The organism is Streptomyces beigongshangae, assembly GCF_019710745.1.
GTDB lineage: Bacteria > Actinomycetota > Actinomycetes > Streptomycetales > Streptomycetaceae > Streptomyces > Streptomyces beigongshangae.
The window spans coordinates 189,988-203,885 of record NZ_JAHKJW010000005.1 but is presented as its reverse complement, the minus strand read 5'-3'; the positions used below and the strand labels follow the sequence as shown (position 1 = coordinate 203,885).

Annotated in this window: 12 protein-coding genes; 8 read left to right on the top strand and 4 right to left on the bottom strand. The window is 68.7% G+C overall.

Going from position 1 to position 13,898, the window contains the following annotated elements; translation table 11 throughout:
- Positions 1-30 precede the first annotated feature (30 nt).
- The 3 genes from KM933_RS06090 to KM933_RS06080 all read left to right on the top strand — a co-directional run bounded on the left by KM933_RS06090 (position 31) and on the right by KM933_RS06080 (position 1,789).
- Positions 31-243 carry a DUF5326 family protein gene (locus KM933_RS06090; RefSeq protein ID WP_221348885.1) on the top strand — a complete coding sequence of 71 codons (213 nt, stop codon included), beginning with the start codon at positions 31-33 and terminating at the stop codon, positions 241-243.
- A gap of 202 nt (positions 244-445) precedes the next feature.
- Positions 446-1,249, top strand: coding sequence for an IclR family transcriptional regulator (locus KM933_RS06085; RefSeq protein WP_260333104.1), 804 nt, complete (start codon positions 446-448; stop codon positions 1,247-1,249).
- A 99-nt stretch (positions 1,250-1,348) separates the two neighbouring features.
- Positions 1,349-1,789, top strand: coding sequence for an SsgA family sporulation/cell division regulator (locus tag KM933_RS06080; protein WP_221348882.1), 441 nt, complete (start codon positions 1,349-1,351; stop codon positions 1,787-1,789).
- 7 nt (positions 1,790-1,796) lie between these two features.
- Here the strand turns inward: KM933_RS06080 and KM933_RS06075 are convergent, their stop codons facing one another.
- Positions 1,797-3,071, bottom strand: a complete 1,275-nt coding sequence (locus KM933_RS06075) for a YibE/F family protein (protein WP_260333103.1) — start codon at positions 3,069-3,071, stop codon at positions 1,797-1,799.
- A gap of 21 nt (positions 3,072-3,092) precedes the next feature.
- Here KM933_RS06075 and KM933_RS39035 point away from each other — a divergent pair, with 21 nt between their 5' ends.
- Together KM933_RS39035 and thiC are read left to right on the top strand one after the other, a co-directional pair.
- Positions 3,093-3,257, top strand: coding sequence for a hypothetical protein (locus KM933_RS39035; RefSeq protein WP_260333102.1), 165 nt, complete (start codon positions 3,093-3,095; stop codon positions 3,255-3,257).
- Between the two features lie 242 nt (positions 3,258-3,499).
- A complete protein-coding gene (thiC, locus tag KM933_RS06070; RefSeq protein WP_260333101.1) occupies positions 3,500-5,374 on the top strand; it encodes a phosphomethylpyrimidine synthase ThiC in 1,875 nt (624 codons plus the stop codon).
- Between the two features lie 267 nt (positions 5,375-5,641).
- Here thiC and KM933_RS06065 read toward each other — a convergent pair whose 3' ends face one another.
- The 3 genes from KM933_RS06065 to KM933_RS06055 all read right to left on the bottom strand — a co-directional run bounded on the left by KM933_RS06065 (position 5,642) and on the right by KM933_RS06055 (position 9,189).
- The gene (locus tag KM933_RS06065; protein WP_221348878.1) at positions 5,642-6,514 is read right to left on the bottom strand and encodes a hypothetical protein; all 873 of its coding nucleotides are present in this window, start codon (positions 6,512-6,514) and stop codon (positions 5,642-5,644) included.
- A gap of 183 nt (positions 6,515-6,697) precedes the next feature.
- Complete coding sequence (locus tag KM933_RS06060) at positions 6,698-7,885, bottom strand: metallophosphoesterase (RefSeq protein ID WP_221348876.1); 1,188 nt, start codon at positions 7,883-7,885, stop codon at positions 6,698-6,700.
- Positions 7,886-8,076: 191 nt separating this feature from the next.
- Positions 8,077-9,189 (bottom strand): LacI family DNA-binding transcriptional regulator, encoded by a 1,113-nt coding sequence (locus KM933_RS06055; protein ID WP_221348874.1) that lies wholly within the window; start codon positions 9,187-9,189, stop codon positions 8,077-8,079.
- 431 nt (positions 9,190-9,620) lie between these two features.
- On the opposite strand from KM933_RS06055, the gene hisC reads away from it, so the two are divergent.
- From hisC to cydB, 3 genes are all read left to right on the top strand, one after another.
- Positions 9,621-10,727: a histidinol-phosphate transaminase gene (hisC, locus tag KM933_RS06050; RefSeq protein WP_221348872.1), complete on the top strand. Its 1,107-nt coding sequence runs from the start codon at positions 9,621-9,623 to the stop codon at positions 10,725-10,727.
- Between the two features lie 466 nt (positions 10,728-11,193).
- On the top strand, positions 11,194-12,699 hold the full coding sequence (locus KM933_RS06045; RefSeq protein ID WP_221348870.1) for a cytochrome ubiquinol oxidase subunit I: 1,506 nt from the start codon (positions 11,194-11,196) through the stop codon (positions 12,697-12,699).
- Between the two features lie 17 nt (positions 12,700-12,716).
- The gene (cydB, locus tag KM933_RS06040) at positions 12,717-13,721 is read left to right on the top strand and encodes a cytochrome d ubiquinol oxidase subunit II (RefSeq protein ID WP_221348867.1); all 1,005 of its coding nucleotides are present in this window, start codon (positions 12,717-12,719) and stop codon (positions 13,719-13,721) included.
- The last annotated feature ends 177 nt before the right edge of the window (positions 13,722-13,898 follow it).

The following is a 13,898-nucleotide window of genomic DNA, read 5'->3' as shown; positions in this document are numbered from 1 at the left end:
AAACGGGCAGAGAGACGAGGGACGAGGGCGATGCGGGAGATCTTCGCGGGGATGCCGTGGTGGGTTAAGTGGGTCGCGGTGCCGGTCATCGCCCTGGTCGTGTTCGGCGGCCTGATAGCGAGCGTCGTCGGCTTCGTGATCGGCCTGCTCTTCAAGCTGTTGGTCTTCGTGGCACTGGTCGGCGGCCTGATCTACGTGGTGCGGAAGTTCATGTCGACCTCCTCGTCGAGGAGCGACTGGTAGACGGCGGCGCGGAGGGCGGGGGCCGGCAGTTCCCTCGGGCAGTTCCCTCGGGTGGGGGAAGTTTTCGATGCATGGCGTAAGCGATCGGTGGCAGGCGGTTAAAGTCCGGAACTCGACGCGAGGTCGATCCTCGCGGGCTGCGTACCGAACCCTCCCGTGAATCCCCCGCACGGGCGGCCCCCTCGCGCTTCGGGAGTGACCCTTGGCCACGGTTGACACCGCGTCCGCAGGACCGCAGGCCGCCATCTCCGAGCCGCACACCACGACCCTCATCGGCTCGGTCCGGCGGGCGATGCGTCTCCTGGAGTCCGTGGCGCGTCACGAACAGGGGGCGCCCGCGAAGCAACTGGCCCGGGAGGCCGGGCTTGCTCTCCCCACGGCGTACCACCTGCTGCGCACCCTGGCGCACGAGGGCTATCTGCGCCGCGAGAAGGGACTGTTCTTCCTCGGTGAGGCCACCGAGCGCCTGAGCGGCAGCGGCGCCCAGCAGAAACGTCGCAGCACGCTCTCCGACGCGCTGGGCAGCTGGCGCGACGCGATCGGTGCCCCGGTGTATTACGCCGTCTACCGGAACGGCGAGATCGAGCTCCAGTGCGTCGCGGACACCCCGGGCAATCCGGCGGTCGAGGAGTGGGCGGACTTCCGCGAGACGGGGCACGCGCACGCGCTCGGCCAGTGCCTGCTGTCCCAGCTCGACGAGGACGCGCGCAGGGACCATCTCGACCGCCATCCCACGCAGGCCCTCACGCCGTACACGGTGCGTGACGACCGGGCCCTGCTGCGACGCCTCGCGTCGACGCGGCGCATGCAGCCCGTGATCGAATGCCAGGAGTACGCGCTGGGTGTGGTCTGTGCCGCGATCCCGATCACGATGGGCAGTACGGCCGCCGCGGTGGCCCTCTCCCTGCCGTCCCACCAGGCCGACCGGCTGCTGTCGGCGGCACGGCAGTTGCAGACAGGGATCGACGGACTGCTGGCCACTTTTGCGCTCTCTATCAGCATCTGAAAACTCACTCCTTGTGATCTGGTGTACACGATGAGCAAGATGCCAGAAGTGCTTAGGTGGACGATCCCCGGCCATGGACGGCAAACGACAGGGCAAGTGATGAGCGAGTCGGTAGTACAGGCAGAAGTCATGATGAGCTTTGTCGTCTCGGAGGAACTTGCCTTCCGGATCCCGGTGGAGCTGCGTTACGAGACCTGCGATCCCTACGCCGTGCGTCTGACCTTCCATCTGCCGGGTGACGCCCCGGTGACCTGGGCCTTCGGCCGCGAGCTGCTGATCGACGGAGTGGGCCGCCCGTGCGGCGACGGAGACGTGCACATCGCCCCTTCGGACACCGAGGGGTTCGGCGATGTGCTGATCCGGCTCCAGGTGGGTGCGGACCAGGCACTGTTCCGCTGCGGTACGGCGCCCCTGCTGGCGTTCCTCGACCGGACGGACCGGCTGGTCCCCCTCGGGCAGGAACGGTCCCTCGCCGATTTCGACACCCATCTGGACGAAGCTCTGGACCGCATCCTGGCGGAGGAACAGAGCGCGGGGTGAGGCGGACTCAGTGCTTGCGGCGGCGGCCGCTCCCACCGCGCAGCGGCGCCCTCGAACCGGTCTGCGGCTGCGGCTGCGGTTCCTGGGCCGGGGCGGCGTTGCCCGGACGGTCCGCCGACACCACCAGGGCTGCAAGGGCGGTCGTGACCGGCACGGAGGCGACCAGTCCGATCGAGCCGACCAGGGTGCGCACGATCTCCTCCGCCACCAGTTCGCTGTTGGCCACCGTCCCCACGCTGCTCTCGGCGATGGAGAACAGCAGCAGCAACGGGAGCGCCGCGCCGGCGTAGGCGAGGACGAGCGTGTTGACGACGGACGCGATGTGGTCGCGGCCGATGCGGATGCCCGCGCGGTACAGCCCCCGTCGGCCCATCGTCGGATTGGCCTCGTGGAGTTCCCACACCGCCGACGTCTGCGTCACCGTGACGTCGTCGAGCACACCGAGCGAGCCGATGATGACCCCCGCGAGCAGCAGACCGCTCATGTCGATGGACGGGTACAGCCCGTGGATCAGGCCGGTGTTGTCATCGGTGTTACCGGTCAGGGCGGCCCAGTCGATGAACAGCGAGCCGAGCAGCCCGATCAGCAGCAGGGACAGCAGGGTCCCCAGTACCGCGACCGAGGTCCGGGCCGAGAGGCCGTGGCACATGTAGAGCGCGATCAGCATGATGGCGCTGGCTCCGACCACCGCAACGACCAGCGGGTTCGACCCCTGCAGGATGGCAGGCAGGATGAAGAACGTCAGGATCAGGAAGCTGACGGCGAGTGCGACCAGCGCCATGACACCGCGCATCCGGCCCACCACGACCACGGCGAGGGCGAAGATGCCGGCGAGCAGCGCCATCGGGAACTTGCGGTTCACGTCGGTGACCGAGTACTGCAGCTCTTCGGGGGCGTCGGGCGCGTACGCCACGATCACCTCCTGACCCTGTTCCAGCTGCCGTGAGGAGTCCGGCTGGACGATCTCCGTGAAGGTACGGCCCTTGTCCTTGCCGGAGTCCACCCGGACCGTGGCCTTCTTGCAGGTGCCCGAGGCCTGTTGCTGGGCCGACGAGCCCTCGGCGGTCGAGGTGTCACCGGTCGGGGTCCCTCCGGAGGCGTTCACCGACTTGCAGTCGACCTTGTCGACCTTCGTGACGGTGGCCTGCTGGGTCTGCCGGTCGAAGCCGACACCCGTGCGCTCGTGTTCGGGAGCGCCGCCGGGCCAGAGCACTGCGAGGCCGACGACGACCGCTGCGGCGAAGGGAATCAGCACCGCGGCGATGATCTTGCGCAGGCGCATGGAGGCAGGGGCCGCGGGGCCATGACTGTGCGAGTGGCCGTGCCCGCCGTCACCGGGCCGGCCGCCCCCGCCACCCCCTCCGGGGCCATGGGATCCGGGTCCGCCGCCTTGTCCGGGTCCGCCGCCGTGACCGTGGCCGTGGCCGTCATGGCCGTGTCCGTGGGGCGGTTCGGACGGCGGGAGTGAGGGCTGCTGCGTCGTGGTCACTGACCGATCATCGCAAGAACGAGAGATGCCTACTGTTCACCGCGCCCATTGTGACGCTAGCGTGGAAGCACCTTTTGCATACGCGGGAGCTCGGAGCACCGGGCTGAGAGGGCGCTGACCTCCGTATCCGCGATGTTTCACGTGGAACATCGCCGAACGGAAAACGCTGCGTCGACCGCCGAACCTGTTACCGGGTAATGCCGGCGTAGGGAGTAGGTCTCATGACCGAGAACAGCGTACGCACGCCTGTCTCCAGCCAGACGAACGGGGCGCTCACCCCGGCCGACGGCACCGATGGGTCCGCGCCGTCCGGGAGCGACGGGCCGGCGGCCCCGCCGGAGAGCGGCGGAACGGGGCGGTCCATCGGCTGGCACAAGGCATATGTCGAGGGCTCGCGCCCCGATCTGAGGGTGGCGGTCCGTCAGGTGCACCTCACCAACGGCCGTTCGGTGACCCTGTACGACACGTCCGGGCCGTACACCGATCCGGCCGTCGCCACCGAGGTACGCAGGGGTCTGGCGCCTCTGCGGGACCACTGGATCGTCGCCCGCGGCGACACCGAGGAGTATCCGGGGCGTCCCGTGCGCCCCGAGGACGACGGGATCAAGCACACCTCGCCGCGCGGCGGTCTGCGCAACCTCGACGCGGTCTTCCCGGGGCGTCCGCGGCTGCCCCGCAGGAGCCGCGACGGGCGTGCGGTGACCCAGCTCGCGTACGCGAGGCGGGGCGAGATCACACCGGAGATGGAGTACGTGGCCATCCGGGAGAACGTCGCCCCCGAAGTCGTACGCGAGGAGATCGCGGCGGGCCGTGCCGTGCTGCCCGCCAACGTCAACCACCCGGAGATCGAGCCGATGATCATCGGCAAGCGGTTCCTGGTGAAGGTCAACGCCAACATCGGCAACTCCGCGGTCACCTCCTCCATCGAGGAGGAGGTCGACAAGATGACCTGGGCGACGCGGTGGGGCGCCGACACGGTGATGGACCTGTCGACCGGCCGCAACATCCACACCACACGGGAGTGGGTGCTGCGCAACTCCCCCGTGCCCATCGGCACGGTCCCCCTCTACCAGGCACTGGAGAAGGTCGACGGGCGGGCCGAGGAGCTCACCTGGGAGATCTACAAGGACACGGTCGTCGAGCAGGCCGAGCAGGGCGTGGACTACATGACCGTCCACGCGGGTGTGCGTCTGCCGTACGTCCCGCTGACCGCGAACCGCAAGACCGGCATCGTCTCCCGCGGCGGCTCGATCATGGCGGCGTGGTGTCTGGCGCACCACAAGGAGTCGTTCCTGTACGAGCACTTCGAGGAGCTCTGCGAGATCCTCGCCGCGTACGACGTCACGTACTCACTGGGCGACGGCCTGCGGCCCGGGTCGATCGCGGACGCCAACGACGCGGCGCAGTTCGCGGAGTTGCGCACGCTCGGTGAACTCACCCGGATCGCGAAGCGTTTCCACGTACAGACCATGGTCGAGGGCCCGGGACATGTCCCGATGCACAAGATCAAGGAGAACATCGACCTTCAGCAGGAGATCTGCGAGGAAGCTCCGTTCTACACGCTCGGCCCGCTGACGACGGACGTCGCCCCGGCGTACGACCACATCACCTCCGGTATCGGTGCCGCGATGATCGCCTGGTGGGGCACGGCGATGCTCTGCTACGTCACGCCCAAGGAGCACCTGGGCCTGCCGAACCGTGACGACGTCAAGACGGGCGTCATCACCTACCGGATCGCGGCCCATGCTGCGGATCTCGCCAAGGGGCACCCGGGCGCACAGGAGTGGGACGACGCGTTGTCGGACGCCCGCTTCGAGTTCCGCTGGGAGGACCAGTTCAATCTGGCCCTCGATCCGGACACGGCCCGGGAGTTCCACGACGAGACGCTCCCGGCCGAACCGGCCAAGACGGCGCACTTCTGCTCCATGTGCGGCCCGAAGTTCTGTTCGATGAAGATCAGTCACAGCATCACCGAACAGTTCGGGGGCACGGCGTCCGCGGGGGCCTCGCCCGAGGAGGTCGCCGAGGGCATGCTCCAGAAGTCGAGGGAGTTCGCCGCGGCGGGCAACCGGGTCTATCTGCCTCTGGCGGACTGAACCGGCGCACCCACCGGCTCCGTCCGTCCGCGCGAGGGGACCCCGCCGGCCCCGCCGGGGTCTCCTCGCCGGCCACCGCTGTCCTGGCGCACCCTGCCCGGTCGAACCTCGTCCTGGCGCACCCCGCCAGGGCAGCGGAGGCCAGGCGTACCTCGCCGAGGCGTGACCTGCCGAGGCAGAGAAAAGATCGACGACGGTGTCCCGTCGTCGATCAGTCTCGGCAGGCAGGCTCCTTGACCGGGTTGCTCGGGATGCTCGATTACTCGGTTACTCGGGAGCGTGCTCCGGCCCCCCGAAGTCCGGGCTGCTGAAGTCCGGACTCGAGAAGCTGGGGCGGGGACCCGCTGCCGGTCCGCCGTCGGGGCTGCTGAACCCCGGTCGGTGGTAGCCGAGCTGCGGGATCCGGTTGGCCGGTGCCGACGGCTGCGTACGGCCGAGGGCGGCGGTGCCCGGGTCCGCGAGGGCCGCCCTGAGGAACGGCATGATGCCGTCCTCCAGGAGGGCGTCGCGCCACGCCTGCCTGGCGCGGTCGACCTCCTCGTTGTGTTCGCCGTGCGCGTCGGCCTGGAGCGAGCTGGCGCCGTTGCGCAGGGCGGTGAGCAGCAGACCGACCGCGGCGACCAGGATCGCGGCGGCCGTGATGGCGCCGAAGACCCAGCCCGTGGTGAGGAGGGTCTGGGTGATGCCCGGCTGGGGGTCGAGCATCTTCAGGATGTAGCCGACGAGCAGGAAGATCGCCGCGGCCGTGCCGGCGAGGACGGGAGCGAGCACGGCGACCACCGCGGCGACACCCGCCCCGGCGGTCTCGGTGACCTCTCCCATGGTGGTGGCGAGCCCCACCGCGCTCGTGCCCGGATCCGTGGAACTGGGGGATCCTTCACGGACGGGAGGGGTGGACGGCGCCGGCCGGCGCAGTTCCTCGCGGACCTTCACGTAGTGCTGGTACTCGGTCGCCGCGGCCGCCGTGATGAGTGCGGTGGCGTTGAGCGCCATCGTGCGCAGCTGTTCGGGATTGAGCCGCTGACCGACAGCGGCGAGTTCCGGTCGGTGTGGTGCGGAGCGCAGCGCCTCGTCGAGGATCCGCTCGTACTCCTGGCGGTCCTCGATCAGCAGGTGCTGCGGAACGCTGTTCATGTGCATCCCCCGATGCTCCGTAGGGCTTGGGGCTCGGCATGCTGACGAGCCGTCGGGCAGAAACGGAGGGGAGCCTGCTACGGATAAGCCGATGGTAGAGCGGGGACGGCACAGGGTGACAGAGGGTTTCCAGAATTTGCCCCGGTACCGCGTATGTCCTCCACCGAAGGACAACTGCCCCGGAATGGCTCAGTTATCCAGGGGAAGTTGCTGTACCAGCAGTTTTCCGGCCATGGTCACGCCGCCGTCCATCCCGATCGCGAGTTTGTCGGCGTACACATGGGGTTCTTCGACGACAGGGGCGGACGAGTCCCCGCCGTCCTCCGAACCGACGTCCCCCCGGAGGTACGGAATGGGGCTGTGGCCGTGGACGATGCGTGAACCGCCGTACGTCTCCAGCAGGGAGCGCACCGCCTGCGCGCCACCGTCGTCGCGGAACGCGAAGCGCTTGGTGAACTTGCGGAAGAGGTCCCAGCACTCGTCGGCGTCATTACGGGTGAGGGTTTCGCGGATGGTGTCGTTGACCGCTTCGATGGAGTCGCCGTAGTCGAGATAGGCGGTCGTGTCGGAGTGCACGAGCAGGTGCCCGTCGGCCAGTTCCATCGCGTCGAGGCGGGCCATCCACTGCAGATGGTGGTCCTGGAGGCGCTCCATATCCGTCTTCTGGCCACCGTTGAGCAGCCAGGCGGCCTGGAAGGTGGCGGTCCCCGCCCCGGAGTTGACGGGGGTGTCCCCGAACCGCCGGGCGCCGAGCAGCAGCAGCTCGTGGTTGCCCATCAGCGCCTTGCAGTAGCCGCCGGCCGCGGCGGCCTCCGCGGACAGCCGCATCACGAGGTCGATGACGCCGATCCCGTCGGGCCCGCGGTCGGTGAAGTCGCCGAGGAACCACAACCGCGAGGTCCCGGCGACCCAGCGGCCCTCGCTGTCGATGAGCCCTTTCTCGCGCAGCGCGGCGACGAGCTCGTCGAGATAGCCGTGCACGTCACCGACCACGTACAGCGGTCCCGGCCCCTCGTCGGGCTGCGGAACCCGCCCGGCCTCGGGATCGACGGCCACCTGAACCGTGTCACCGCGGTTGATGACGGGCAGATCGCGCTCCGTCGGCGTGTAGCCTTCCGGCTCCCCGCCCGGGACGCCGGCCCCACCGTGCGGCGGTCCCGCGTAGGGACCCGGCTGCCCGTACCGCTCCGCGGGCCCGGTGTACGGCTCGGCGGCCTGGTCGTACGGCTCGGCCGGGCGGTCGTACGGAGCCGTTGGCTGCGGGTGGGGTCCGGGCGGCCCCGCGTACGGACCGGCATCGTGGACGTACGCCGGCACGCGGAAGTCACGCACCGTCGGCGTCCGCATCTCGGGTCCCTGACCGGCCCCCTGAGTCATCGACCCCTCCACCACCATCGCGCCGCATCTGCACCGCGTCGGACTGCCTGGTCGCAGCGGCCCGCGGTGTCGTCCGCCCATCATAGGAATGCGGATCGCGCCATGTGATGACCCAGGGGTGGTGAATCGGGGCGGAGCCCCGGTTCACCGTGGTTTTCTCCCGAATTGAGAGGGCCTTCCCCCGTGTGAGGTCACTCCTCCTCCGGGGACCTGGGTGGACTGACGGTCGTCCGTGGCGGCCGTCGCTCGGAAGAGGTGCGCACGATCAGCTCCGTCGGTATCACCTGTTCGACCGGTTGATCGGTTTCCACCCCCTCGATGGCGTCGATGAGGAGCTGGACCACGGCCGTACCGATACGTCGTGGTTTGAGGGAGAGCGTCGTGACGGGCGGCTCGGTGTTGGCGTAGACGGTGGACTCGCTGCAGCACACGAGAAGCAGGTCGTCCGGTACGCGCAGCCCGTAGCGCCGGGCCGCCGCGAGGAGGTCGGTGCCGTTCGGGTCGAACAGTCCGTAGACGGCGTCGGGCCGGTCGGGCCGGGCGAGCAGCCGGTCGGCCGCGACCGCTCCCGCGCAGGGATCGTGCGCGGGATATGCCTCGTACACGGGGTCCTGGCCCACGCGCTCGCACCAGCGGAGATACGCGGTCGTGGAGAGGTGGGTGTACGTGTCCGTGGTCGTGCCCGTCAGCAGGCCGATCCTGCGGGCCCCGGCGTCGGCCAGGTGGTCGAGGATGCCCAGGACCGCGGCCTCGTGGTCGTTGTCCACCCAGGCGGTCACCGGCAGCGAGCCGGCCGGGCGGCCGTCCGAGACCACGGGTAACCCCTGGCGGACCAGTTCGCTGACGACGGGGTCCTGGTCGGAGGGGTCGATGACGACCGTCCCGTCCAGGGCCACGTTCGACCACACGTCGTGGCGCGAGGTGGCGGGGAGGATGACCAGGGCATAGCCCCGTGCGAGCGCGGCCGAGGTGGCGGATCTGGCCATCTCCGCGAAGTACGCGAACTCCGTGAAGGTGAAGGGCTCGTCTCCGTAGGTCGTCACGGTCAGGCCGATGAGGCCGGACTTGCCGGTACGGAGCGTCCGGGCCGCCGCGGAGGGGCGGTAGCCCAGCCGGTCGGCGACCTCGCGGACATGGCGTCTGGTGGCGTCCGGAAGCCGCCCCTTGCCGTTGAGCGCGTCGGACACCGTCGTAATGGAGACTCCGGCGGCCGCGGCCACGTCTCTGATGCCGGCCCGGCCCGGCCGGCTGCCTCGGCGGGAGGTATCCGACCGGCTCACCTGGTGCTTCCCTGCTGCTGTCATGGCGAGCCGATAGTAGGGCTCATGAGGTGGGGTAGTGCGGACGCATATGCACGCGTTGACAGGCACGTTTCTGCATGGTCAAAAATGGACAACTGCCTTTGAAAGAAAGAAGGTTGACCGTTTAAATGGCAGTACGTCACTTGTCGACGCGCATAGGCCTGCCAAATGAGCCATGTTTCGAAGAGGTCTCAACTCACCTGCACGAGGGATGCGCGCCACGGCGCAAGCTACCGGCGCGGACCATGAGGGACGGCGCGCCCTCTCTTTCGTACGCCTTCGGGTGCCGATGCCCGGGAGTGCGCCCCGGATGTCCGGCGCCGTCCGGGACATCGGTCCCGGGCCGTACGCGGCGGCCCCGAACCCTCTTAAGGTGAGCAGTATTGGCAGCCGGCGGTGGTGACGAGCCGGCCACGGTCACGAGGAGGACTGCGGTGAGCGAGACGAGCCCGAAGCTGCGAGCCGAGCTGGAGGACATCCCCACCTACAAGCCGGGGCGCGGCCCGTCGGCGACCACCGCCGAAGCCGCTCCGGTGGTGTACAAGCTGTCCTCCAACGAGAACCCCTATCCGCCGCTGCCGGGCGTGCTGGAGAGCGTGAGCACGGCGGCCGGCGCCTTCAACCGCTACCCCGACATGGCGTGCACGGGACTGATGAGCGAGCTGTCGGACCGGTTCGGTGTGCCGCTCACGCACCTGGCCACCGGCACCGGCTCGGTCGGCGTGGCCCAGCAGCTGGTGCAGGCGACCTCCGGACCGGGCGACGAGGTCGTCTACGCCTGGCGGTCCTTCGAGGCGTACCCGATCATCACGCGTATCAGCGGGGCCACGGCGGTCGAGGTGCCGCTGACGCCGGGGGACGTGCACGACCTCGACGCGATGGCGGACGCGATCACCGACCGGACGCGGCTGATCTTCGTCTGCAACCCGAACAATCCCACGGGGACGGCGGTGCGGCGGGCCGAGCTGGAACGATTCCTCAACCGGGTGCCCGGCGATGTCCTCGTGGTCCTCGACGAGGCGTACCGGGAGTTCATGCGTCCCTTCGAAGGCGAAGGGGGCGAGGTGCCGGACGGTGTCGAGCTCTACCGGGAGCGGCCGAACGTGTGCGTGCTGCGTACGTTCTCCAAGGCGTACGGTCTCGCCGGGCTCCGGGTCGGCTTCGCGATCGCCCACGAGCCGGTGGCGGCGGCGCTGCGCAAGACCGCCGTGCCCTTCGGCGTGAGCCAGCTCGCCCAGGACGCGGCGGTGGCGTCGCTGCGGGCCGAGGACGAGCTGCTGGGACGGGTCGGTGCGCTGGTGGCCGAGCGCGCGCGTGTGGTCGGGACGCTGCGCGGACAGGGCTGGACGGTGCCGGACACGCAGGCGAACTTCGTGTGGCTGCGGCTCGGGGACCGGACCGCCGACTTCGCCGCGGCGTGCGAGCGGGCCGGGGTCATCGTGCGGCCGTTCGCGGGCGAGGGGGTCCGTGTGACGGTGGGCGAGACCGAGGCCAACGACATCTTCCTGCGGACGGCGGAGAACTTCCGCAAGGAGCTCTAGCCGCTTCCGGCCCGGCGGTCCGCGCCTCCGCGCGCNACGACATCTTCCTGCGGACGGCGGAGAACTTCCGCAAGGAGCTCTAGCCGCTTCCGGCCCGGCGGTCCGCGCCTCCGCGCGCTCCGGCCGTGCCTCCTGTGCCCGGTGCCTCCTGTGCCCGGGGCCTTCTGCGTCCCCGGTCGTCCCGGTCCACGAACCAGGCCCCGGCGTCCCGTGAAGACGGGACGCCGGGGCCTGACGTCTATGGCGTAACTCACTTTCCCAAAAAGCGCCTCCGACCTGCTCTTTTGCTTCGGATGCGCTTGGGTCCGCGCCTGGCGACCCCCGGCTGTCACATCCCGAACGGGCATGCTGCATAATTGCTTGTGAATGTGAACGCGTTCACAAGCGAGTCCAGTTACTCCCGCGATGTCCAGGACGAGCGGGACAAACTGCCGCCGTTATGACGGCGACGCAAGGAGATGACGACGTGGAATTGGCTCTGGCGCCGGAAACAGTGGCCCGATGGCAGTTCGGCATCACCACCGTCTACCACTTCCTCTTCGTCCCGCTCACGATCTCGCTCGCCGCGCTCACCGCGGGCCTGCAGACCGCCTGGGTGCGTACGGAGAAGGAGAAGTACCTCAGGGCCACCAAGTTCTGGGGCAAGCTCTTCCTGATCAACATCGCGATGGGCGTCGTCACGGGCATCGTGCAGGAGTTCCAGTTCGGGATGAACTGGTCCGACTACTCGCGCTTCGTCGGTGACGTCTTCGGGGCCCCGCTCGCCTTCGAGGCCCTGATCGCCTTCTTCTTCGAGTCCACCTTCATCGGACTGTGGATCTTCGGCTGGGACAAGCTGCCGAAGAAGATCCACCTGGCCTGCATCTGGATGGTCTCGATCGGCACGCTCCTGTCGGCGTACTTCATCCTCGCGGCCAACTCCTGGATGCAACACCCCGTCGGTTACCGGATCAACGAGCAGAAGGGCCGGGCCGAGCTCACCGACTTCTGGCTGGTCCTGACCCAGAACACCGCGCTCAACCAGGTCTTCCACAGCTTCTCGGCGGCCTTCCTGACGGGTGGGGCCTTCATGGTGGGCATCGCCGCGTTCCACCTCATGCGCAAGAAGCACATCCCGGTGATGCGGACCTCGCTGCGGCTCGGCCTGGTCACGATGGCGGTCGGCGGCATGCTCACGGCGATCAGCGGCGACACCCTCGGCAAGGTCATGTACGAGCAGCAGCCGATGAAGATGGCCGCCGCCGAGGCGCTGTGGGACGGCGAGAAGCCCGCGCCCTTCTCGGTCTTCGCTTACGGAGACGTCGACGAGGGGCACAACAAGGTGGCCCTGGAGATACCCGGTCTCCTCTCCTTCCTCGCCCACAACGACTTCGACTCGTACGTGCCCGGCATCCACGACGCCAACAAGGTCCTCCAGGAGAAGTTCGGTCCCGGCGACTACAAGCCCATCGTCCCCGTCGCCTACTGGGGCTTCCGCTGGATGATCGGCTTCGGCATGGCCTCCTTCTCGCTGGGTCTGCTGGGGCTGTGGCTCACCCGGAAGAGGTTCCTGCTGCCGGCCGCGCTGCGGACCAGGGAGGACGAGGTGCCGCGGCTGGTGCTGCTGAAGAAGCCGCTCGGGGCCAGGCTCACCCGGCTGTACTGGCTCCTCGCCCTCTGGACGATGGCGTTCCCGCTGATCGCCAACGGGTGGGGCTGGATCTTCACCGAGATGGGCCGCCAGCCGTGGGTCGTCTACGGCGTGATGCAGACCCGGGACGCGGTCTCCCCCGGGGTGTCGCAGACCGAGATGATCATCTCGCTGGCCGTTCTGACGACGATCTACGCGATCCTCGCCGTCGTCGAGGTGAAGCTGCTCGCGAAGTACGTCAAGGCCGGACCGCCCGAGCTCACCGAGGCCGACCTCAACCCGCCCACGAAGATCGGCGGCGATCCGCGGGACGCCGACAAGCCGATGGCCTTCTCGTACTAGGCCCAGGGAGCCGACTCATGGAACTGCACGACATCTGGTTCGTTCTCATAGCCGTCCTGTGGACGGGCTACTTCTTCCTGGAGGGCTTCGACTTCGGGATCGGTGTCCTGACCAAGCTGCTCGCCCGGAACCGGACCGAGAAGCGGGTGCTGATCAACACCATCGGTCCCGTCTGGGACGGCAACGAGGTGTGGCTCCTCTCGGCGGGAGGCGCGACCTTCGCCGCCTTCCCCGAGTGGTACGCCACGCTCTTCTCCGGTTTCTACCTGCCCCTGCTGCTCATCCTCATCTGCCTGATCGTGCGCGGGGTCGCCTTCGAGTACCGGGTGAAGCGGCCGGAGGAGCGGTGGCAGCGCAACTGGGAGAACGCGATCTTCTGGACGTCGCTGCTCCCGGCGTTCCTGTGGGGCGTGGCCTTCGGCAACATCGTGCGGGGCGTGAAGATCGACCAGGACATGGAGTACGTGGGCAGCCTCTGGGACCTGCTCAACCCGTACGCCCTCCTGGGCGGCCTGGTGACGCTGACGCTGTTCACCTTCCACGGGGCGGTCTTCGCGGCGCTCAAGACGCTCGGTGACATCCGGGAACGGGCCAGGAAGCTGGCGGGCGGACTCGGACTGGTGACGGCCGCGCTCGCGCTGGTCTTCCTGCTGTGGACCCAGGTCGAGAACGGCGACGGCAAGAGCCTGGCCGCGATGGCCGTGGCCGTGATCGCCCTGGTCGGAGCCGTCGGGGCGAACCAGGCGGGACGTGAAGGCTGGTCGTTCGCCCTGTCCGGCCTCACCATCGTCGCCGCGGTCGCGATGCTCTTCCTGACGCTCTTCCCGAACGTCATGCCGTCCTCGCTCGACGAGGAGTGGAGCCTGACGGTCACCAACGCCTCGTCGAGCCCGTACACGCTGAAGATCATGACCTGGTGTGCGGTGATCGCGACGCCGATGGTGATGCTCTACCAGGGCTGGACGTACTGGGTGTTCCGCAAGCGGATCGGCACCCAGCACATCGCCGAGACCGCGCATTGAGCACCGCCGCGTACTGAGCGCTGCCGTGCGCCGAGCACCGCCGTGTACTGAGCACCGCCGTGTACTGAGCACCGCCGTGTACTGAGCACCGCCGTGTACGGGGGCCGCTGAATCCGGGTCGTGTTTCACGTGAAACACGACCCGATGAGAAGAAGGTGTGTTTCACGTGAAACACAC

Bases quoted from the DNA above. Each gene is read 5' to 3' on its own strand.
- KM933_RS06055 (WP_221348874.1), bottom strand. From the start codon at position 9,189: ATGACAGCAGCAGGGAAGCACCAGGTGAGCCGGTCGGATACCTCCCGC.
- KM933_RS06060 (WP_221348876.1), bottom strand. From the start codon at position 7,885: ATGACTCAGGGGGCCGGTCAGGGACCCGAGATGCGGACGCCGACGGTG.
- thiC (WP_260333101.1), top strand. From the start codon at position 3,500: ATGACCGAGAACAGCGTACGCACGCCTGTCTCCAGCCAGACGAACGGG.
- KM933_RS06080 (WP_221348882.1), top strand. From the start codon at position 1,349: ATGAGCGAGTCGGTAGTACAGGCAGAAGTCATGATGAGCTTTGTCGTC.
- KM933_RS06075 (WP_260333103.1), bottom strand. From the start codon at position 3,071: ATGCGCCTGCGCAAGATCATCGCCGCGGTGCTGATTCCCTTCGCCGCA.
- KM933_RS06065 (WP_221348878.1), bottom strand. From the start codon at position 6,514: ATGCACATGAACAGCGTTCCGCAGCACCTGCTGATCGAGGACCGCCAG.
- KM933_RS06090 (WP_221348885.1), top strand. From the start codon at position 31: ATGCGGGAGATCTTCGCGGGGATGCCGTGGTGGGTTAAGTGGGTCGCG.
- KM933_RS39035 (WP_260333102.1), top strand. From the start codon at position 3,093: ATGACTGTGCGAGTGGCCGTGCCCGCCGTCACCGGGCCGGCCGCCCCC.
- cydB (WP_221348867.1), top strand. From the start codon at position 12,717: ATGGAACTGCACGACATCTGGTTCGTTCTCATAGCCGTCCTGTGGACG.